This is a genomic window from Streptomyces sp. SS1-1, from assembly GCF_008973465.1.
In the GTDB taxonomy this organism is placed as follows: domain Bacteria; phylum Actinomycetota; class Actinomycetes; order Streptomycetales; family Streptomycetaceae; genus Streptomyces.
Genome location: NZ_WBXN01000004.1, coordinates 5083381 through 5102813 on the forward strand (window position 1 = coordinate 5083381; position 19433 = coordinate 5102813).

The following is a 19433-nucleotide window of genomic DNA, read 5'->3' on the forward strand; positions in this document are numbered from 1 at the left end:
TATAGGACGGCTGTATGGATCGGCGGTAGGGTGTGCCGTATGGGACACCGTGAGGATCTGCTCGAAGGCGCCAAGCGCTGCCTGCTGGCGAAGGGGTTCGCGCGCACGACCGCGCGCGACATCGTCAAGGAGTCGGGGACCAACCTGGCCTCGATCGGCTACCACTACGGCTCGAAGGACGCGCTGCTCGCCCAGGCGTACGTCTCCCTGGTCGAGGGGATGTCCGAGGCCTTCGACGGGGTGGACGGCATCCGGGGTGAACCGGGGTCCCTGGACCGCTTCGAGGAGGTGTGGTCCAACATCATCGGCACCATGAAGGACCCCGGCTCGCTGTGGCGGCTCAGCGTGGAGATCGTGGCCATGGGTGACGAACTGCCCGAGGTCAGGGCTCATCTGGCGGAGGCTCAGCGGGAGGCCTCGCGCGGCATCGTCGCGCTCTTCGTGGGCGGCTCCGAGGACGACGTCACCCAGGACGCCGCGGACACCCTCGGCGAGTTCTACACGACCCTGCTCATGGGACTGATGATGCAGTGGACCTTCGACCCCGACCGCGCCCCGGATGCGGCCCACCTCACGGAGGGCCTGCGCCGGGTGATGGAAGCCGCCCGTCCGGGTAAGTGATCTGCGTTACAGTCGCGTTGACCGAGTTCGTACGCTCAATGGGGGATCGAGTGGACGTGGTGGGGACCGATCGGATCCAGGTGAACGTCTTCGCGCCCGGAGATCCGGAGTCGCTGGCTGCCGCCAGGGAGGCGTTCAGCCAGGCCGAGAGCGTCGCCAAGGACGTCGAGGCCCGCGGCACCGTCCCCCTGGGCGACGTGCTGCTGATCGGCTCGGTCGCGACGCACGCGCTCGCCTATCTGGTCAACACCCTGCGCAAGGCGTGGAGCAAGGGCGTCGTGATCGACGCGATCGGCAGACGGATCACCATCCGGCAGGACTCGGCCCTGCCGCGCGGCCTCGTCGTCGTCCGCTCGAAGTCGGGCGAGGTGACCGTGCGCGACGGCGCCGGGCTGACCGACGTCATCACCGCGGCGCTCCCCGCGCGCGGCGGTGACGGCACGGGCCAGGGCAGCGGCGGTTCCGGTGCCTGACCCGGGCGGCGACCCCGGCCGCAGCGTCCTGTTCGCCCACCACCAGAACCCGGAACTGATGGCGGAGGCACGCGAGATGAGCCTCACCTTCGCCGACTTCGCCCATCTGCGCCGGGCCACCGGTGAGGAGGACCCGGAGCGTGCGTGGGAGATGTACTTCGCCCACACCCAGCCCCAAGTGCGCGGGCTGCTCGACGGACTCCTTGCCACGTTCCCCCCGGAGGACCGGGACCGCGCGGCCGAACTGGCCGGCTCCGTCGAGGCGTTCGTGCTGCCCTCCGGCGCGCTCGAATCACGGGTCTTCGCCAGTCCCGGAGGGACGCCCGGCCACCTCATCGGCATCTCCCCGGCCGCCGTCCAGCTGACCGCCGAGATCGCCTGGGGCCTGGAACTGGCACACCCCTACGAGCCCGAGGCGCTTCCCCGCGGATGGGAGGCGGCCACCATGCACGCGCAGGAATCGCTCGCCCTCAACCTTCAGCGCTATGTGCGCGCCCTGGAGGTGCCCGACGGCGGGCCGGTGTCGCTGAGCGCGCTCGACGTCGCGATGCAGCACGGGGCCACCACGCACGCGCGTGGGCCGCGTGACTTCTATATCGCCGCGATGACCTTCGCCCTCGCGCACGAGCTCGCCCACCTCGACCACGGGGATCTGCTGTCCGTGGAGGGCCGTGAGACGGAGGCGTTCCTCTCCGAGCGCCTCGCCCCGCATCTGCGGATCTCCGACGAGGAGAACGAGGAGCTCCGGGCGGACGCGGCGACGTTCACGACATGCTTCAACTACTTCGTGGGCGTGTGGCTCATGACGAACAAACGGCCCACCGGCCTGCTGGGCACCCTCGGACGGCTCAAGTGGGACGGCCGGCACCGCGTGACGGCCTGGCACGGCGCACGCCGCGCGACCGAGGCGTGCGAGGCCTACTACTCGGCCATCGCGATCCTCGGGGACCTCGCGTTCCGGCGCGGTGACGACGGCGCCTCGCGGCGCCTGATGACCACCTCGCTGCGCCTGCCCTACATCCAGCAGTACGTCCAGCGGGTGCGCGAGGAAGTGCTGGCACCGGCGTACGGCCCGTTCATGTGGGAGGACCGCGACGTCCGGTACCGCAAGGCGCACCACAGCTGGCGCGTCCACTTCGTCGAGGTCTTCCTGCCCCACATGTGCCGTCACCAGCGCTCCGACTCCCCGGACTGGGTCACCGGGCTGAAGACCCCCGCCGACCTGTTCCGGGAGGCGGAGGTCCTCACGGCGATGGCCGCCGAGCACGAGCGGGAGATCGCCGTGCTGACCCGGGAGAAGGGTGCCGACGACCCCGAGGTGCTCTCTGCCCGGGCCCAGCTCGCCACCCTGCACGCCGAGGCGGGGGACCACGCGGGAGCGGTGGAGATCCTGGAGGCGCTGGCCGTCGACGCGGCCCGGGTCGTGGGCCCGGACGACGAGGGCACCCTCGGTATCCGTCACAACCTCGCCTGGCTGCGGGCCCAGGCAGGGGACAAGGCCGGAGCCGCCGCGGCGTTCCGTGCCCTGTGCGCGGACCAGGAGCGGATCTTCGGCCCCGATCACCCCGAGGTCCTGGACACCCGCTACGAACTCGCCTGGCTGCGGGGCGACTCCGGGGATGTGGCGGGAGCGGTCTCCGCCTTCACCCGCCTGAGTGCCGACTACGAGCGGGTGCTGGGCCCCGGCCACACCGCCACGCTCGCCACCCGCAAGAGCCTCGCCCAGTGGCGGGAGCGGCAGGGCGACACGCACGGAGCCGCCGCCGCGTCCACGGAGGCACGCGCGGGCCAGTACCCGATCCTCAGCCCCGACCACCCCGGCACACTCCCCGCCTACGAGCAGCGCCTCGCGGAGCAGGAACGCGCGTCCGGGCCCGGCCATCCGAACACGCTCACGACCCGCTGGTTCCTCGGCATGCTCCGGGCCAAGGAGGGGGACGCCGCCGGAGCGGCCGACGCGTTCGCCGGGCTGCTCGACCACGATCTCGGGCCGCTGGGCTTCGACGACGTGGACGTGTCCGTCCTGCGGGGCAACGTCGACCACTGGCGAGCGGAGGCCGTCGCCCGCTAGGGGGAGTCGAGCCTGCGTCCCTTCAGGACCATGTGCAGCAGCAGCCGGTCCTCGCCGTCGTCCAGGTCCAGGCCCGTGAGCTGTTCGACGCGGGAGAGGCGGTAGTACAGGGTCTGGCGGTGGATGCCGAGTTCGGCGGCCGTGCGGCCCGCCTGGCCCGCGCGGTCCAGGTAGACCTCGGCGGTGTGCGCCAGTTCGCGCTGGGCGGGGGACAGGAGCGGGGCGATCGCCGCGTCGCGGGACGCCTCCGGAGGCAGCGCGGTCAGCAGGCGGTACGGGCCGACGCGCGACCACTCGGCCACCGGACCCAGCCGCGGCTCCGCCAGCGCCGCGCGGGCCGCCGCCGACGCCTCCCGCCAGGACCCGGCCAACTCGGCGAGCCCGGTGCGCGGTTCACCGAGGCCGGCCGCCGGGCGGGCCGGACCCGTGTCGTCCTTCAGCAGCCGGGCCGCCGCCGCGTGCGCCGCCGTCCGCACGTCCGCCGAGCGCAGCCGGACGAGGACGGCGAGGCTGTGCCCGGCCGCGCCCCACGGCACCGTGCACAGCGCGGTCGCGTGCGGGACCGTCCGGACCGACGGGGCGTCGTCCGGGTGTGCCGAGGGCCAGGGCGCCACACAGACCACCGTGTGGACGCCGTCCGCGCGCGAGCCGAGCGCCGTGCGCAGCTCGGCCACCGCCATGTCGCTCTGCCAGCCGCGCTCCGCGGTCAGCACCGCGCGCAGCTCCCGGCTGAGGTCCGCCCCGTGCTGCGCCTCGTCCGCGAGCAGCGCGCCGATCCGCGCGGTCACCGCCATCGCGTCGTCCAGCTGCCGGTCGGTGGGGCCGGGATCGCCGTCCAGCAGCCACACATAGCCGAGGACGACACCCCGATGGCGTACCGGGAGGCAGATCCGGGCCCGGTAGACGCCGGCCTCCGGGGTGCGGGGGATGCGCACCGGGCCACTCGCCCGGGTGATGCCGAACCCCTCGAACCAGGTCCGCACGGCCGCCGTGGAGCGCCGGGTCAGGATCGAGCGGGTGCGCACGGGATCCAGGGCCGACGCGTCGAGGTCGTCCTCGCTGTCGTACGCGCCGAACGCGATCAGCTCGAAGTCGCGGTTCTCCAGCGTCGCGGGGGCGCCCAGGAGCTCCGAGATCTCGTCCACGAGCTCCTGATAGTCGGCCTTGTCTGCGGGCGTCACCCGGGCATTCTCCCTCATTCCCCCGGGGCCTTCATACATCTGTCTGAGATCTCCGGCACGGATGCGTGACAGCTGTCGATGGCCCACGATCGGAGGGATCCCTAGGTTTCACGGTGGTTCTCCGTGCCGTACCCGAATGGTCGGGATCGCGGCCGCCTTTCGTTGTCTGTGGAGGTGCCCCGTGCTGGGTCCCGTGATTCTCGCCGCGTCGCGCAGCGACCGGATGCGACGCCTGATCTCGGCGGCCCCGGTGACGAAGCAGGTCGTCGACCGGTTCATCCCCGGCGAGACCGTCGACGAGATCGTGCCGATCGTCCAGGAGCTCACCGGCAAGGGCCTGGAGCTGACCATGGACGTCGTCGGCGAGGACATCACCCGCCCCGAGCAGGCGGCCGCCGCCCGGGACGCCTATCTGCGCCTCGTCGACCGGATCAAGGACCTGGAGCTCGGCGAGCGTGTCGAGATGTCCGTGAAGCTCTCCATGTTCGGCCAGGCGCTGGAGGGCGGCCACGAGCTCGCCCTCGCCAACGTCCGCCCCGTCGTCGAGGCCGCCGCCGCCATCGGCACGACGGTCACGCTGGACGCGGAGGACCACACCACCCTCGACTCGATGTTCGCCATCCACGAGGAGCTGCGGAAGGACTTCCCGCAGACCGGCTGCGTCATCCAGGCCTACCTGTTCCGCACCGAGGACGACGCCCGCCGCCTCGCCGCGAACGGCAGCCGGGTGCGCCTGGTCAAGGGCGCCTACAAGGAGCCCGCCGAGGTCGCCCTCCAGCGCAAGCAGGACATCGACAAGGCGTACGTCCGGATCCTCAGGATCCTGATGGAGGGCTCCGGCTACCCGATGATCGGCTCCCACGACCCCCGGCTGATCTCCATCGGACAGGAGCTCGCCCGGCGCGCCGGGCGCAAACTGGACGAGTACGAGTTCCAGATGCTGTACGGCATCCGCAGCGACGAGCACCTGCGCCTGGCCGCCGAGGGCCACCGCATGCGCGTCTACACGGCCTACGGCACCGACTGGTACGGCTACTTCATGCGGCGGCTCGCGGAGAAGCCCGCCAACCTGCGGTTCTTCGTCCGCTCCATGGTCAGCAAGGGCTGAGCCCCCGCACAGCGGCCCGACCCCGGCCCCTGCACAACGGCTCGACACACACCGCTCAGTAAGGAGTTACGGAACCCATGGACGCTGTGACCCAGGTCCCCACCCCCGTCAACGAGCCGGTGCACGGCTACGCCCCCGGCTCGCCCGAGCGCGCCCGGCTGGAGGCCAAGCTCAAGGAGCTGGCCGAGAACCCGATCGACCTGCCGATGACCATCGGCGGTGAGAAGCGGATGGGCGGCGGCGAGCGGATCGACGTCGTGCAGCCGCACAACCACAAGGCCCGCCTCGGCACCTTCGGCACCGCCACCCAGCAGGACGCCCAGGACGCCATCGACGCGGCCCTCGCCGCCGCGCCGGCCTGGCGCGCGATGTCCTTCGACGACCGCGCCGCGATCATCCTGCGCGCCGCCGAGCTGCTGGCCGGTCCCTGGCGCGAGACGCTGGCCGCCTCCACCATGCTCGGCCAGTCCAAGACCGCGCAGCAGGCCGAGATCGACACCCCCTGCGAGCTCGTCGACTTCTGGCGCTTCAACGTCAAGTACGCCCGTGACCTGCTCGCCGAGCAGCCCCCGGCGAACTCCCCGGGTGTGTGGAACCGCCTCGACCACCGCCCGCTGGAGGGCTTCGTCTACGCGATCACGCCGTTCAACTTCACGGCCATCGCGGGCAACCTGCCGACCGCGCCCGCGCTCATGGGCAACGTCGTCGTCTGGAAGCCGTCCCCGACGCAGACCCACGCCGCCGTGCTGCTGATGCAGCTCCTGGAGGAGGCCGGGCTGCCCAAGGGCGTCATCAACCTCGTCACCGGCGACGGCATCGAGGTCTCCAAGGTGGCGCTGGAGCACCGCGACCTCGCGGGCATCCACTTCACCGGCTCGACCAAGACCTTCCAGTACCTGTGGAAGACGGTCGGCAACAACATCGAGAAGTACCGCTCGTACCCGCGCATCGTCGGCGAGACCGGCGGCAAGGACTTCGTCGTCGCCCACCCGAGCGCCGACCGCGCCGTCCTGAAGACCGCCCTGACCCGTGGCGCCTTCGAGTACCAGGGCCAGAAGTGCTCGGCGACCTCCCGGGCGTACATCCCGGCGTCGATCTGGAACTCCGGGTTCAAGGAGGAGTTCGCGGCCGAGGTCGACTACCTGACCATGGGTGACGTCACCGACCTGTCGAACTTCATCGGCGCCGTCATCGACGAGCGCGCCTTCGCCAAGAACAAGGCCGCCATCGACCGCGCCCAGGCCGACCCGTCCTGCACGATCGTCGCGGGCGGCTCCTACGACGACTCGGTCGGCTACTTCGTCCGCCCGACCGTCATCGAGTGCTCCGACCCGGAGAACGAGGTCTTCACGACCGAGTACTTCGGCCCGATCCTCGCCGTGCACGTCTACGAGGACGACAGGTACGAGGAGATGCTGGACCAGATGGAGTCGGTGTCCGCGTACGCGCTGACCGGCTCGGTCATCTCGACGGACCGCGCGGCGACCGCGCACACCATGGAGAAGCTGCGCTACGCGGCCGGCAACTTCTACATCAACGACAAGTCGACCGGCGCCGTCGTCGGCCAGCAGCCCTTCGGCGGCGGCCGTGCCTCCGGCACCAACGACAAGGCCGGTGCCCCGCAGAACCTGATGCGCTGGACGCTGACCCGCGCCATCAAGGAGACGCTGGTCCCGCCGACCGACTACGCGTACCCGCACATGGGCTGACCGTCCGACGTGCGTGAGAAGGGGCCGGGCGCTTCTGCGCCCGGCCCCTTCCGCGTCTCCGTCCCGCTAGCCGGGCATCTCCGTGCGCTCCCACCACTCGTACACCGGCAGTTCCCCCTGCGGGGTGTCCGTGCGGCGCGACGTCGGCCGGAAGTGCTCGTAGCCGTTTCGCAGTTCGACTTTCACGTCCGGGCCGGGGGACGGGGCCGGGACGACGCGGTCGGGCAGATCGTCCGGGCCGCCTTCCAGGAACACCTTCGCCGTGTCGTTCATGCACCCAGCGTTCCCCGAGGGGCGCGGCGCCGCCTCCCGGACCGCCCGGAGGATCAGCCGACCGGCTGACGCGCTCTGCCGGGTGGACGAGGAAACCGCAGCTCAGCGCGGTGTGACCCGATCCGCCGTCTCAGATAGTAGGAAGTCCGAGTAATTGTGGAGACAGACGCGCCCGGCTCCCTTAGCTTTGTAGGAGCCGAACGTCTCGCTCGATCCAGCGAATGGCGGTCGTGAGCCGGGCCCCGCGCAGGCAACCCCTGCGGCCCGCTCCCCGCCCCTTCCGGCGTCTCGTAACCCCTCCCGCACTCCCGTGCTTGCCGAAGGAGTCGATTTCCCATGGCCGAGACGACCGCCCGCCGTCGAGTCCGTCACCTCTCCCGCACCAGCGACAGCGACCGCAAGAACGCCGCGGCCGCCCTCCAGCGCGCCCTCGACCGCAGGGACAACGGCGGCGCCACCGGCCACCAGGCCGCGTAGCCCGCGCGTAGCCCCCGGCCCTCGTTCGCCCGACACACGTTGTCCGTATGGCGGACGGCGTGTGTCATCCCATGGGACGAGCAGTAGGGTGCCGACATGTCTCGCAGCATCGATCTCGCAGTGATCCCCGGTGACGGCATCGGCCAGGAGGTCGTGGCCGAAGGCCTGAAGGTCCTCTCCGCCGTCCTCCCGCAGGATGTGAAGCTGGAGACCAAGGAGTACGACTTCGGCGCCCGGCGCTACCACGCCACCGGTGAGACCCTCACCGACGCCGACCTCGACGCCCTCAAGGGCCACGACGCCATCCTGCTCGGCGCCATCGGGGACCCGTCCGTGCCGTCCGGCGTCCTGGAGCGCGGCTTCCTGCTGAAGCTCCGCTTCGCCTTCGACCACCACGTCAACCTGCGCCCCTCGAAGCTCCTCCCGGGCGTGGCCACCCCGCTCGCCGGTGAGCCGAGCATCGACTTCGTCGTGGTCCGCGAGGGCACCGAGGGCCCGTACACCGGCAACGGCGGCACCATCCGCAAGGGCACCGAGCACGAGGTCGCCACCGAGGTCTCCGTCAACACGGCCTTCGGTGTCGAGCGTGTCGTCCGGGACGCGTTCGCCCGCGCCCAGGCCCGCCCGCGCAAGAAGCTCGCGCTGATCCACAAGAACAACGTGCTGACCTTCGCCGGTCACCTGTGGACCGACGTCTTCAACCGGGTGGCCGAGGAGTTCCCCGAGGTCACCACCGAGTACATGCACGTCGACGCGGCCACCATCTACCTGGTGACCCAGCCCGAGCGGTTCGACGTGATCGTCACCGACAACCTCTTCGGCGACATCATCACCGACCTCGCCGCGGCCGTCTCCGGTGGCATCGGCGTCGCCGCGAGCGGCAACATCAACCCCTCCGGCGCGTACCCCTCGATGTTCGAGCCGGTCCACGGTTCCGCGCCCGACATCGCCGGCCAGGGCAAGGCCGACCCCACCGCCACGGTCCTGTCCGTCGCCCTGCTCCTGCGCCACCTCGGCTACGAGGCCGAGGCCGCCCGGATCGACGAGGCGGTCTCCGCCGACCTGGCCGAGCGGACCGGCAAGCCCGCCCGCAGCACGTCGGAGATCGGCGACGCGCTGGCCGTACGAGTAGCCGGCTGACCCGCGCCGCTCGCACACCTCGAAGCCGCCGGGTCACATCGCACCCGGCGGCTTCCGCATGTCCGCCGCCGGGTGACACCATCGACCCTGGGTCGCACACCACGCCGATCACACCGAACAGGCCGATTTCGTCCACGGCTCGCTCTTGCGATAATCGAACAAGGAGCCGCGGAATGAGGCAATGCTCGGACGTCCTAGCACTGGCCACGGGCAGTACAGGCGTGAGCGCGGCCCGTCACACACAACCGGTGAAGGACAACCACTCATGACGACGCCCACGATCGAGCTCAAGCCCTCCGCCAGCCCGCTCTCCTCCGCCGAGCGCGACGCGATCCTGGCCAACCCGGGGTTCGGCCGCCACTTCACCGACCACATGGTGACCATCAAGTGGACCGAGGGCCGCGGCTGGCACGACGGCCAGCTCGTGCCGTACGCGCCGCTCTCCCTCGACCCGGCCACCATGGTCCTGCACTACGCGCAGGAGATCTTCGAGGGCCTGAAGGCGTACCGCCAGCCCGACGGGACCGTCGCCACCTTCCGCCCCGAGAAGAACGCCGAACGCTTCCAGCGCTCGGCCCGCCGGCTCGGCATGCCCGAGCTTCCGGTCGAGACGTTCATCGAGGCGTGCGACGCGCTGGTGAAGCAGGACCAGGGATGGGTCCCCGCGCACGGCGGCGAGGAGTCCCTGTACCTGCGTCCGTTCATGTTCGCCACCGAGGTCGGCCTGGGCGTCAAGCCCGCCGGCGAGTACCTGTTCATCGTCATCGCCTCCCCGGCCGGCGCCTACTTCCCGGGCGGCGTCAAGCCGGTGTCGATCTGGGTCTCCGAGGACCACGTCCGCGCGGTGCCCGGCGGCATGGGCGACGCCAAGACGGGCGGCAACTACGCGGCCTCCCTGCTGGCCCAGGCCGAGGCGGCCGCCGAGGGCTGCGCCCAGGTCTGCTACCTCGACGCGGTCGAGCGCAAGTGGGTCGAGGAACTCGGCGGCATGAACCTGTACTTCGTGTACGGCGACCGGATCGTCACCCCGTCCCTGACCGGCTCCATCCTGGAGGGCGTCACCCGTGACTCCCTGCTCCAGGTCGCCCGTGACCTCGGCTACACCGCCGAGGAGGGCCGGGTCTCCGTCGACCAGTGGCAGCGCGACTCGGAGAACGGCACCCTCACCGAGGTCTTCGCCTGCGGCACCGCCGCGGTGATCACCCCCGTCGGCACCGTCAAGCGCACCGGCGCCCAGTGGCAGCAGGGCGGGGGCGAGCCCGGCGAGGTGACGATGAAGCTGCGCCAGGCCCTCCTCGACATCCAGCGCGGCACGTCCGAGGACCGGCACGGCTGGATGCACAAGCTGGCCTAGTTTTCGGACGGGACCTTCACGGCCGCCGCGGACCCCATGTCCACGGCGGCCGTTCCGTCCGCGGACGCGCCGCCGCGACCGGTCAGCAGCGCGTACGCCACACCCCCGACCAGACCGGACAGCAGGAAGCTGCAGTCCACCCCGCCGGTCAGGCCCAGCAGCGGCCCCTCGTACGACGGCAGCGCGACCGCCAGCACGCCCACCACCGCGCCCAGCGCCCAGGACACCGTCGCCCGCACGTTCCAGCCGGCCCGGTACCAGTAGATCCCGCCCCGCGCCCGGCGGTTGAACACCTGGAGGGCCTCCGCGTCGTACACGCCCCGGCAGCGGACGAAGCCGATGAGGGTGATCACCGCCCAGGGCGTGCCGATCGCCGTCAGCAGCAGGACGAACGACGTCATGGCGTCCTGGGTGCTGGAGGCGTAGTGACCGGCGAACACGCACACGGTGGCGACGACGGCGACCGCGTACGTGGCCGTCGCGCGGGAGGCGCGCGGCAGGATCGCGTCCAGGTCCAGGCCCATGGAGTAGAGCATCAGGCCCGCGTTGCCGACCGACCCGGCCGAGGCGGCCAGCAGCAGCGGCAGCAGGTACCAGCCGGGGGAGGCGTCGACCAGCGGCCCCGCGTAGTCGAGCGCAGCGCGCGCCGCGTACGCCGTGAAGGTGCCGAAGAGCTGCGGCACCAGTAGCCCCAGGATCAGACCGAGCCAGGTGGCGTGCAGCACCCGGCGCGGGGAGTGGCGGACCGGTGAGATGTAGCGGGTGTAGTCGCCGAGCAGGGTGATGAAGGCGATCGGCCCCGACAGGCCGGCCGCGACCGCCGCCAGCAGCCAGGTCGGCCAGAAGCCGCCCAGCAGATGGCCGCCCGCCTCCGGCAGCGCCGCCGTCGTGAAGTGCGGGGCGTAGGCGAGCACGCCGAGGACCAGCAGGGCCGTCATGCCGAACGCGAGGACGCGGGACATGGCGAGCAGCACGCGGTAGCCGTACACCGCGCCCGCGACGGTCGCGGCGGCCAGCAGCGCGTAGATCACGCCGTACGACACGTCGTTCGCCGGCATGCCGGTCAGGCGGCCGAGGACGCCGACCATCACGTCGCCGCCGATCCACACGGTGAGCGCGGAGTACCCGAGCGCCAGCAGCAGCCCGACCACCGAGCCGACCAGGCGGCCGCGCACCCCGAACTGGGCGCCGGAGGAGGTCGACAGGTTGGTCGCCGTGCGCAGCGAGACGAGGGCCAGCGGGGCGGTGAGGGCCGTACCGGCCAGGGTGCCGAGCACGATCGAGCTGACCGAGGCCCACCAGCCGAGCCCGAACGACGGGGGCAGCCAGCCGAAGACGATCACGCCGAGGCACAGGTTCGATCCGAGCAGGATCGAGACGAGGTCCTTCGGTCCGCTGGTGCGTTCCTCCTCCGGGATGGTGTCGACTCCGCGCTGTTCCCTCGGCATGGCTGATCTCCCTCGGTTAGAGTGGCGTTCAATCTGGGGGAGGGATGTGGTCGTCGTCAACCCTTGGATCGCAGGGCTTTCCATGTTTAGAGTGTCGATCTAACTTTCGTCATGCAGGGAGAGGCCGCGGCATGAGACTGACGCCCACGGAACGTGACCGGCTGCTGCTCTTCGGCGCCGCGGAACTGGCGCGGGCCCGCCGTGCGCGCGGACTGCGCCTGAACGTCCCCGAGGCGACAGCGCTCATCGCGGACACGGTGTGCGAGGCCGCCCGCGACGGCGCCCGGCTCGCCGACGCCATCGAGCGGGCCCGTTCCGTGCTCGGCCCGGACGACGTGCTGCCCGGCGTCGCGGACATCGTCACCGAGGTGCACGTCGAGGCCGTCTTCGACGACGGCTCCCGGCTCGCGGTCGTCACCGACCCGATCGGCGGCGGCCTCGGCGACCGCGCCCCCGGCGCCCTGCTCCCCGGCCCCGGGCACGAGGAACCCGCGCCCGCCCTGCGGCTGACGGTCACCAACACCGCCGACGTGCCGGTCTCCGTCACCTCCCACTTCCACTTCTTCGAGGCCAACCCGCGCCTCGACTTCCCCCGCGCGCGGGCGTACGGCATGCGGCTCGCCGTACCCGCCGGGTCCTCCGTCCGGTTCGGGCCGGGGGAGAGCGCCGAGGTCGGCCTGGTGCCCCTCGGCGGCGACCGGATCGCCATCGGCTTCGCGGGCCTCGTCGACGGGCCGCTGGACGCGCCCGGCGCCCGCGAGGAGGCACTGCGCCGCGCCGCCGCCTGCGGCTACCTGGGCGTACACGAGAAGGAGGCCGGCCGATGAGCCGTCCCGGAGGACATCCCGCCGAGGCCCGCCGCCTCACCCCGCACGAGTACGCCGCCACCCACGGCCCCCGCGCCGGCGACCGCGTCCGGCTCGGCGACTCGGGGCTGACGATCCGCGTCGAGTCCGACTCCCAGCGCCCCGGCGACGAGTTCCTCGCCGGGTTCGGCAAGACCGCCCGGGACGGGCTGCACCTGAAGGCCGCGCCGGTCCGGGAGACCTGCGACGTCGTCATCAGCAACGTCGTGGTCGTCGACGCGGTCCTCGGCATCCGCAAGGTGTCCATCGGCATCCGGCAGGGGCGCATCAGCGCCGTCGGGCGGGCCGGGAACCCGGACACCCTCGACGGGGTCGACGTCGTCGTCGGCACCGGCACGTCCATCGTGTCCGGCGAGGGGCTGATCGCCACCGCGGGCGCCGTCGACACCCATGTCCATCTGCTGTCGCCGCGCGTCATGGAGGCGTCGCTCGCCTCCGGCGTCACCACGATCATCGGCCAGGAGTTCGGGCCGGTGTGGGGCGTCGGCGTCAACTCGCCCTGGGCGCTGCGGCACGCGTTCGGCGCCTTCGACGCGTGGCCGGTCAACATCGGCTTCCTCGCCCGGGGTTCGTCCTCCCACGAGGCGCCCCTCCTGGAGGCGCTGGCGGAGGGCGGCGCGTCCGGCTTCAAGGTGCACGAGGACATGGGCGCCCACACCCGTGCCCTGGACACCGCGCTGCGCGTCGCCGAGGAGCACGACGTCCAGGTCGCCCTGCACAGCGACGGCCTCAACGAGTGCCTGTCCGTCGAGGACACCCTGCGGGTCCTGGAGGGCCGCACCATCCACGCCTTCCACATCGAGGGCTGCGGCGGCGGGCACGTCCCGAACGTCCTGAAGATGGCCGGCGTGCCGAACGTCATCGGGTCCTCCACCAACCCCACCCTGCCGTTCGGCCGGGACGCCGTCGCCGAGCACTACGGCATGATCGTCTCCGTCCACGACCTCAAGACCGACCTGCCCGGCGACGCCGCCATGGCCCGCGACCGCATCCGCGCCGGGACGATGGGCGCCGAGGACGTCCTGCACGACCTGGGCGCCATCGGCATCACCTCGTCCGACGCGCAGGGCATGGGCCGGGCAGGGGAGACCGTCCGGCGCACCCTCGCCATGGCCGGGAAGATGAAGGCCCGGTTCGGGGCGCCCGCGGAGCACGACAACGAGCGCGTCCTGCGCTACATCGCCAAGCTGACGATCAACCCCGCCATCGCCCACGGCCTCTCCCACGAGGTCGGCTCCCTGGAGATCGGCAAGCTCGCCGACATCGTGCTGTGGCGCCCCGAGTTCTTCGGCGCCAAGCCGCAGCTGGTCCTCAAGGCCGGCTTCCCCGCGTACGGGGTGGTCGGCGACCCCAACGCGGCCACCGACACCTGCGAGCCCCTCGTGCTCGGACCGCAGTTCGGGGCGTACGGCGCCACCCCCGCCGACCTCTCGGTGGCCTTCGTCGCCCAGGCGGCCCTCGACCAGGGCGCCGACTCGATGCCGACCCGCCGGCGCCGGGTCGCCGTGCGCGGCACCCGGGGCATCGGACCGGCCGACCTGCGCCTGAACACCCGTACCGGGGCCGTCGACGTCGACCGGCGCACCGGCCTGGTCACCCTCGACGGCGAGCCACTGCGCTCGGACCCCGCTGACTCCGTCCCCCTCAACCGCCTGTACTTCCTCTAGTCCTCTAGTCCTCTAGGACGTGGTGATGACCTTCCGCATGCCCCCCGAGTGGGCCCCGCACGAGCGCACCTGGATGGCCTGGCCCCGCCCCAACCCGACCTTCACCACCGACGCCGAACTCGCCGAGGCGCGCGCCGCCTGGGCCGAAGTCGCCCGTGCCGTACGCCGGTTCGAGCCCGTGACCATGGTCCACGCCCCCGGCGACGCGGCCTCCGCCCGCGAACTGCTCGGCCCGGACGTGGAGTTGGCCGAGGGCGACCTCGACGACGCGTGGATGCGGGACATCGGACCGACCTTCGTCCAGGACGAGGACGGCCGACTGGCCGCCGTGGACTGGGTGTTCAACGGCTGGGGCGGCCAGGACTGGGCCCGCTGGGAGCACGACGCGGGGATCGCCCGCCATGTCGCCGGCCTCGCGGACGTCCCCGTCCACTCCTCGCCCCTGGTCAACGAGGGCGGCGCGATCCACGTCGACGGCGAGGGCACGGTCCTGCTGACCGACACCGTCCAGCTCGGCGCCGGACGCAACCCCGGCTGGACCCGCGAGCAGGTCGAGGCCGAGATCCACGCCCGGCTCGGCACCACCAAGGCGATCTGGCTCCCGCACGGCCTGACCGGCGACTACGGCACCTACGGCACCCAGGGCCACGTCGACATCGTGGCCGCCTTCGCCGGGCCCGGCACCGTCGTCGTCCACAGCCAGCGCGACCCCGGACACCCGGACCACGCCCGCTCCCAGGAGTACCTGGAGATCCTGCGCGGCGCGACCGACGCCCGGGGACGCCGCCTGGAGGTCGTCGAGGTGCCCGCGCCGGCCGTGCTGAAGGACGAGGACGGCCACTGGGCCGACTACTCCTACATCAACCACTACGTCTGCAACGGCGGTGTCGTGCTCTGCGCCTTCGACGACCCGCACGACGAGATCGCGGCCGGCATCCTGCGCCGCCTGTACCCCGGGCGCACGGTCACCCTGGTGGACGCCCGTACCATTTTCGCGGGCGGTGGAGGCATCCACTGCATCACCCAGCAGCAGCCGAAACCCTAGGAGCCTGACCCATGGCCGGTGCGCGCCGGAACGCCCCGCCGCGCGAGCGGGTCCTGGCCGCCGCCATGGAGATGATCGCCGAGCGCGGTCTGGAGAAGCTGACCATGGCCGCGCTCGGCCGCGAGGTCGGCATGAGCAGCGGCCACCTCCTGTACTACTTCCGCTCCAAGGACGAGCTGCTGCTGCGCACCCTGGAGTGGAGCGAGGGCCGGCTCGGCGCCGAACGCGGCCGTCTGCTCGCCCAGGGCTCCCCGGCGCGGGAACGGCTCGACGCCTACGTGGACCTGTACGTCCCCGACGGCCGGGGCGACCCGCACTGGACCCTGTGGCTGGAGGTCTGGAACCGGTCGCAGAACGCCGACGACGACGCCCGCGACCGGCAGGCCGCCATCGAGGGCGCCTGGCACCGGGACCTCGTGGCGCTCGTCGCGGAGGGCGTCTCGCGCGGGGAGTTCCGGGCGGTCGACCCGGACCGCTTCGCCGCCCGGCTGCGGGCCCTCCTCGACGGCTTCTCCATCCATGTGGCGATCGGCCTGCGCGGCACCGACCGCGCGCGGGTCCTGCGCCATGTGCGGGAGTTCCTCGACGACAGCCTCGTCGCGGACGCCTGAGACCGCCCCGCCGATGATCAGCGCAGTGTTCGCATCCTGAGACGGACGGTGAGCGCGGGGTGCGGGTGTGCCAGACTGCCTCCGTGCTCTCGTTCGCCATGATTATTGGCAGCAGGCGCGCCGGTCCGCAGTGACCACCACGTACGACCAGGTACGGGTGGACACCGTCGTCCTCGACCCGCGCGCAGACCTCTCGCACCCGCGAGGGGTTTTTCTGTTTCCCGGCCCACCAGCAGCCGGGCGGAGAGCGTGAGGGACCATAGGTGGGGACGGTGGAGCCGGTCATTCCGGTAGACCGAGATCCAATACAGGAGCCTTACGACCATGACGCCGACCAACGAGCTCGACGACTCGTTCCACGTCTTCGACACCACCTTGCGCGACGGCGCCCAGCGGGAGGGCATCAACCTCACCGTCGCCGACAAGCTGGCCATCGCCCGGCACCTGGACGACTTCGGCGTGGGATTCATCGAGGGCGGCTGGCCCGGCGCCAACCCGCGCGACACCGAGTTCTTCGCCCGCGCCCAGCAGGAGATCGACTTCCGGCACGCCCAGCTCGTCGCCTTCGGCGCCACCCGGCGCGCGGGCGGCAAGGCCTCCGAGGACCCGCAGGTCAAGGCGCTGCTGGAGTCCGGCGCCCCGGTGATCACCCTGGTCGCCAAGTCCCACGACCGGCATGTCGAGCTGGCGCTGCGCACCACTCTCGACGAGAACCTGGAGATGGTCCGCGACACCGTCTCGTACCTGGTCGGCGAGGGCCGCCGCGTCTTCGTGGACTGCGAGCACTTCTTCGACGGCTACCGCGCCAACCCCGAGTACGCCAAGTCCGTCGTACGGACCGCCTCCGAGGCCGGCGCCGACGTCGTCATCCTCTGCGACACCAACGGCGGCATGCTCCCCGCCCAGGTCCAGGCGGTCGTCTCCACCGTCCTCGCCGACACCGGCGCACGGCTCGGCATCCACGCCCAGGACGACACCGGCTGCGCGGTCGCCAACACCCTCGCCGCCGTCGACGCGGGCGCCACCCACGTCCAGTGCACGGCCAACGGGTACGGCGAGCGCGTCGGCAACGCCAACCTCTTCCCGGTCGTCGCCGCCCTGGAGCTCAAGTACGGCAAGAAGGTCCTGCCCGAGGGCCGGCTGCGCGAGATGACCCGGATCTCGCACGCCATCGCCGAGGTCGTGAACCTCACCCCCTCCACGCACCAGCCGTACGTCGGCGTCTCCGCCTTCGCCCACAAGGCCGGACTGCACGCCTCCGCGATCAAGGTCGATCCGGACCTGTACCAGCACATCGACCCCGAGCAGGTCGGCAACACCATGCGGATGCTTGTCTCCGACATGGCCGGCCGCGCCTCCGTCGAGCTGAAGGGCAAGGAGCTCGGCATCGACCTCGGCGGCGACCGCGAGCTGGTCGGCCGGGTCGTCGAGCGCGTCAAGGAGCGCGAGCTCAGGGGCTACACCTACGAAGCCGCTGACGCCTCCTTCGAGCTGCTGCTGCGCGCCGAGGTCGAGGGCAGGCCGCTGAAGTACTTCGACGTCGAGTCCTGGCGCGCGATCGTCGAGGACCGCCCCGACGGCAGCCACGCCAACGAGGCCACCGTCAAGCTCTTCGCCAAGGGCGAGCGGATCGTCGCCACCGCGGAGGGCAACGGCCCGGTCAACGCCCTCGACCGGGCGCTGCGCGTCGCCCTGGAGAAGATCTACCCCCAGCTCGCCGCCCTCGACCTCGTCGACTACAAGGTCCGCATCCTGGAGGGCGTCCACGGCACCCAGTCCACCACCCGCGTCCTGATCTCCACGTCGGACGGGGCGGGGGAGTGGTCCACGGTCGGGGTGGCGGAGAACGTCATCGCCGCGTCCTGGCAGGCCCTGGAGGACGCGTACACGTACGGCCTGCTGCGGGCCGGCGTCGCCCCCGCCCGGTAGGGGCGCACGGCGGTCCCGGACGCCCGGGGCCGCCTCATCGGGTAGCGTCGAAGACATGAGGACTCCGCGCTTGAGGGGCCTCATGCGCTCCCTGCTCGTGCCGGTCGCCGCCACCGCGATGGTGCTCCTGACCGGTCCGCCCGGCGCACATGCGGCCACGGACCTTTCCACGGTGGCCGAGGCGCTCCGCGAGGATCCCGTGTACGTCGATCCCGCCGCCTCGGACCAGCTGTCGTCGGCGGACGCCGAGGCGCTCTCCGACAAGATCAAGGACGCCGGGAAACCGGTCTTCGTGGCCGTCCTGCCCGCCGACCAGCCCGACCGGGACATCTTCCTGAACCTGCGGACGGAGACCGGCATCACCGGCCTGTACGCGATCCGCAGCGGCGACCGCTTCGGCGCGCGGGCCGACACGGTCGTCCTGCCGCCGCGCGGGGTCCAGAACCTCGTCACGGCCGTCCGGGGCGTCGACGACCCCAAGGCCCAGCTGAACGACTTCGTCGACGCGGCGCTGCGCAGCGCCCGGGGTTCGGCCCCCGCCTCCTGGGGCGACGGCGGCGGAGGCGGCGTGGACACCGGCGGCCTCATCGTCGCCGGGGCGGTGGTCGCGGCGGGCGGCGCGGGCGCCTACGCCCTGGTCCGGCGCAACCGGCGGCGCCACGAGGAGGAGCAGCGGGCCGCGCTGGAGAAGCTGCGGGTCGTCGTCGACGAGGACATCACCGCCTACGGCGAGGAACTCGACCGGCTCGACTTCCACCCGGCCGAACCCGGCGCCGACGACGCGATGCGCGCGGACTACGAACGCGCCCTCGACTCCTACGAGCAGGCCAAGCGGCTGATGGACACCGCGCGCAGACCGGAGGACGTCAAGGCGGTCACCCAGGCCCTGGCGGACGGCCGCTTCTCCCTCGCCCAGCTGGCCGCCCGCCGGGAGGGCCGGCCGCTGCCCGAGCGCCGGCCGCCCTGCTTCTTCGACCCCCGTCACGGCCCGTCGGTGGCCGACGAGACCTGGACGCCGCCCGGTGGCGCGCCGCGCGAGGTGCCGGTGTGCGCGGCGGACCGGGCCCGGCTGGCCGACGGTCGCGATCCCCAGGTCCGCGAGGTCGACACCGAGTACGGCCGGCGGCCGTACTGGGAGGCCGGGCCGGCGTACGGGCCCTGGGCGGGCGGCTACTTCGGCGGCGGCATCCTCCCGGGCCTGCTCGTCGGCACCCTGCTGGGCAGCATGATGGCGGGGCCGGCGTACGGGGCCGACTACGGCTCCGGGTACGGCGACTTCGGTGGGTACGGGGGCGGTGACGTCTCGGGCGCGGACTTCGACCCGGGTGACTTCGGCGGCGGGTTCGGCGACGGAGGCTTCGGGGGCGGCGGGGACTTCGGCGGGGGAGGCGGCTTCGACGGCGGCGGCTTCTGAAACGCGGCGGACGGGCCCGGCGCCCCGCGGTACCGGACCCGTCCAT

17 protein-coding genes are annotated in these 19433 nt (G+C 72.1%); 14 read left to right on the top strand and 3 right to left on the bottom strand.

Translation table 11 applies throughout. From position 1 onward, the window contains the following. The first annotated feature begins 39 nt into the window (after positions 1 to 39). From F8R89_RS24815 to F8R89_RS24825, 3 genes are read left to right on the top strand one after another with little or no spacing between them, the layout of a single operon-like run. Positions 40 to 621: a TetR/AcrR family transcriptional regulator gene (locus tag F8R89_RS24815; RefSeq protein ID WP_151786021.1), complete on the top strand. Its 582-nt coding sequence runs from the start codon at positions 40 to 42 to the stop codon at positions 619 to 621. 56 nt (positions 622 to 677) lie between these two features. Then, positions 678 to 1094 (top strand): hypothetical protein, encoded by a 417-nt coding sequence (locus tag F8R89_RS24820; protein ID WP_151786022.1) that lies wholly within the window; start codon positions 678 to 680, stop codon positions 1092 to 1094. Then, positions 1087 to 3165 (top strand): tetratricopeptide repeat protein, encoded by a 2079-nt coding sequence (locus tag F8R89_RS24825; RefSeq protein WP_151786023.1) that lies wholly within the window; start codon positions 1087 to 1089, stop codon positions 3163 to 3165. Before F8R89_RS24820 ends, F8R89_RS24825 begins: the two co-directional genes overlap by 8 nt. On the opposite strand, the gene F8R89_RS24830 is transcribed toward F8R89_RS24825, so the two are convergent. Then, entirely contained in the window at positions 3162 to 4385 is a 1224-nt protein-coding gene (locus F8R89_RS24830) for a PucR family transcriptional regulator (RefSeq protein ID WP_192806220.1), read from the bottom strand. The two genes, F8R89_RS24825 and F8R89_RS24830, sit on opposite strands and share 4 nt — an antisense overlap. Before the next feature lie 142 nt (positions 4386 to 4527). On the opposite strand from F8R89_RS24830, the gene F8R89_RS24835 reads away from it, so the two are divergent. Both F8R89_RS24835 and pruA read left to right on the top strand, forming a co-directional pair. Then, the gene (locus F8R89_RS24835; protein WP_151786025.1) at positions 4528 to 5454 is read left to right on the top strand and encodes a proline dehydrogenase family protein; all 927 of its coding nucleotides are present in this window, start codon (positions 4528 to 4530) and stop codon (positions 5452 to 5454) included. A 77-nt stretch (positions 5455 to 5531) separates the two neighbouring features. Further along, positions 5532 to 7163, top strand: a complete 1632-nt coding sequence (gene pruA, locus F8R89_RS24840) for an L-glutamate gamma-semialdehyde dehydrogenase (protein ID WP_151786026.1) — start codon at positions 5532 to 5534, stop codon at positions 7161 to 7163. A gap of 66 nt (positions 7164 to 7229) precedes the next feature. Here the strand turns inward: pruA and F8R89_RS24845 are convergent, their stop codons facing one another. Then, entirely contained in the window at positions 7230 to 7436 is a 207-nt protein-coding gene (locus F8R89_RS24845) for a DUF5988 family protein (protein ID WP_151786027.1), read from the bottom strand. 336 nt (positions 7437 to 7772) lie between these two features. Between F8R89_RS24845 and F8R89_RS24850 the strand changes: the two genes are divergently transcribed. From F8R89_RS24850 to F8R89_RS24860, 3 genes are all read left to right on the top strand, one after another. Next, on the top strand, positions 7773 to 7913 hold the full coding sequence (locus F8R89_RS24850) for a hypothetical protein (protein ID WP_107115595.1): 141 nt from the start codon (positions 7773 to 7775) through the stop codon (positions 7911 to 7913). A 96-nt stretch (positions 7914 to 8009) separates the two neighbouring features. Then, positions 8010 to 9053 (top strand): 3-isopropylmalate dehydrogenase, encoded by a 1044-nt coding sequence (locus tag F8R89_RS24855; protein ID WP_151786028.1) that lies wholly within the window; start codon positions 8010 to 8012, stop codon positions 9051 to 9053. A 265-nt stretch (positions 9054 to 9318) separates the two neighbouring features. Then, positions 9319 to 10407, top strand: a complete 1089-nt coding sequence (locus F8R89_RS24860) for a branched-chain amino acid aminotransferase (protein WP_151786029.1) — start codon at positions 9319 to 9321, stop codon at positions 10405 to 10407. Here the strand turns inward: F8R89_RS24860 and F8R89_RS24865 are convergent. After that, complete coding sequence (locus tag F8R89_RS24865; RefSeq protein ID WP_151786030.1) at positions 10404 to 11855, bottom strand: cytosine permease; 1452 nt, start codon at positions 11853 to 11855, stop codon at positions 10404 to 10406. The two genes, F8R89_RS24860 and F8R89_RS24865, sit on opposite strands and share 4 nt — an antisense overlap. Positions 11856 to 11986: 131 nt before the next feature. Between F8R89_RS24865 and ureA the strand changes: the two genes are divergently transcribed. The 6 genes from ureA to F8R89_RS24895 all read left to right on the top strand — a co-directional run bounded on the left by ureA (position 11987) and on the right by F8R89_RS24895 (position 19387). Beyond that, complete coding sequence (ureA, locus tag F8R89_RS24870; protein ID WP_151786031.1) at positions 11987 to 12682, top strand: urease subunit gamma; 696 nt, start codon at positions 11987 to 11989, stop codon at positions 12680 to 12682. Next, positions 12679 to 14388, top strand: coding sequence for an urease subunit alpha (locus F8R89_RS24875; RefSeq protein WP_151786032.1), 1710 nt, complete (start codon positions 12679 to 12681; stop codon positions 14386 to 14388). Before ureA ends, F8R89_RS24875 begins: the two co-directional genes overlap by 4 nt. A gap of 25 nt (positions 14389 to 14413) precedes the next feature. Next, the gene (locus F8R89_RS24880) at positions 14414 to 15433 is read left to right on the top strand and encodes an agmatine/peptidylarginine deiminase (protein WP_151786033.1); all 1020 of its coding nucleotides are present in this window, start codon (positions 14414 to 14416) and stop codon (positions 15431 to 15433) included. Between the two features lie 11 nt (positions 15434 to 15444). Further along, on the top strand, positions 15445 to 16044 hold the full coding sequence (locus F8R89_RS24885; RefSeq protein ID WP_151786034.1) for a TetR/AcrR family transcriptional regulator: 600 nt from the start codon (positions 15445 to 15447) through the stop codon (positions 16042 to 16044). 324 nt (positions 16045 to 16368) lie between these two features. Then, positions 16369 to 17973 carry a citramalate synthase gene (gene cimA, locus F8R89_RS24890; protein ID WP_151786035.1) on the top strand — a complete coding sequence of 535 codons (1605 nt, stop codon included), beginning with the start codon at positions 16369 to 16371 and terminating at the stop codon, positions 17971 to 17973. Positions 17974 to 18028: 55 nt separating this feature from the next. Then, positions 18029 to 19387 carry a hypothetical protein gene (locus F8R89_RS24895; protein WP_151786036.1) on the top strand — a complete coding sequence of 453 codons (1359 nt, stop codon included), beginning with the start codon at positions 18029 to 18031 and terminating at the stop codon, positions 19385 to 19387. Positions 19388 to 19433: the final 46 nt, after the last annotated feature.

What these genes read in the sequence shown, in the direction of transcription:
- F8R89_RS24815 (WP_151786021.1), top strand. Translation starts at nt 40, where the DNA reads ATGGGACACCGTGAGGATCTGCTCGAAGGCGCCAAGCGCTGCCTGCTG.
- F8R89_RS24830 (WP_192806220.1), bottom strand. Translation starts at nt 4,385, where the DNA reads ATGTATGAAGGCCCCGGGGGAATGAGGGAGAATGCCCGGGTGACGCCC.
- pruA (WP_151786026.1), top strand. Translation starts at nt 5,532, where the DNA reads ATGGACGCTGTGACCCAGGTCCCCACCCCCGTCAACGAGCCGGTGCAC.
- F8R89_RS24845 (WP_151786027.1), bottom strand. Translation starts at nt 7,436, where the DNA reads ATGAACGACACGGCGAAGGTGTTCCTGGAAGGCGGCCCGGACGATCTG.
- F8R89_RS24850 (WP_107115595.1), top strand. Translation starts at nt 7,773, where the DNA reads ATGGCCGAGACGACCGCCCGCCGTCGAGTCCGTCACCTCTCCCGCACC.
- F8R89_RS24855 (WP_151786028.1), top strand. Translation starts at nt 8,010, where the DNA reads ATGTCTCGCAGCATCGATCTCGCAGTGATCCCCGGTGACGGCATCGGC.
- F8R89_RS24860 (WP_151786029.1), top strand. Translation starts at nt 9,319, where the DNA reads ATGACGACGCCCACGATCGAGCTCAAGCCCTCCGCCAGCCCGCTCTCC.
- F8R89_RS24865 (WP_151786030.1), bottom strand. Translation starts at nt 11,855, where the DNA reads ATGCCGAGGGAACAGCGCGGAGTCGACACCATCCCGGAGGAGGAACGC.
- ureA (WP_151786031.1), top strand. Translation starts at nt 11,987, where the DNA reads ATGAGACTGACGCCCACGGAACGTGACCGGCTGCTGCTCTTCGGCGCC.
- F8R89_RS24875 (WP_151786032.1), top strand. Translation starts at nt 12,679, where the DNA reads ATGAGCCGTCCCGGAGGACATCCCGCCGAGGCCCGCCGCCTCACCCCG.
- F8R89_RS24880 (WP_151786033.1), top strand. Translation starts at nt 14,414, where the DNA reads ATGACCTTCCGCATGCCCCCCGAGTGGGCCCCGCACGAGCGCACCTGG.
- F8R89_RS24885 (WP_151786034.1), top strand. Translation starts at nt 15,445, where the DNA reads ATGGCCGGTGCGCGCCGGAACGCCCCGCCGCGCGAGCGGGTCCTGGCC.
- cimA (WP_151786035.1), top strand. Translation starts at nt 16,369, where the DNA reads ATGACGCCGACCAACGAGCTCGACGACTCGTTCCACGTCTTCGACACC.
- F8R89_RS24895 (WP_151786036.1), top strand. Translation starts at nt 18,029, where the DNA reads ATGAGGACTCCGCGCTTGAGGGGCCTCATGCGCTCCCTGCTCGTGCCG.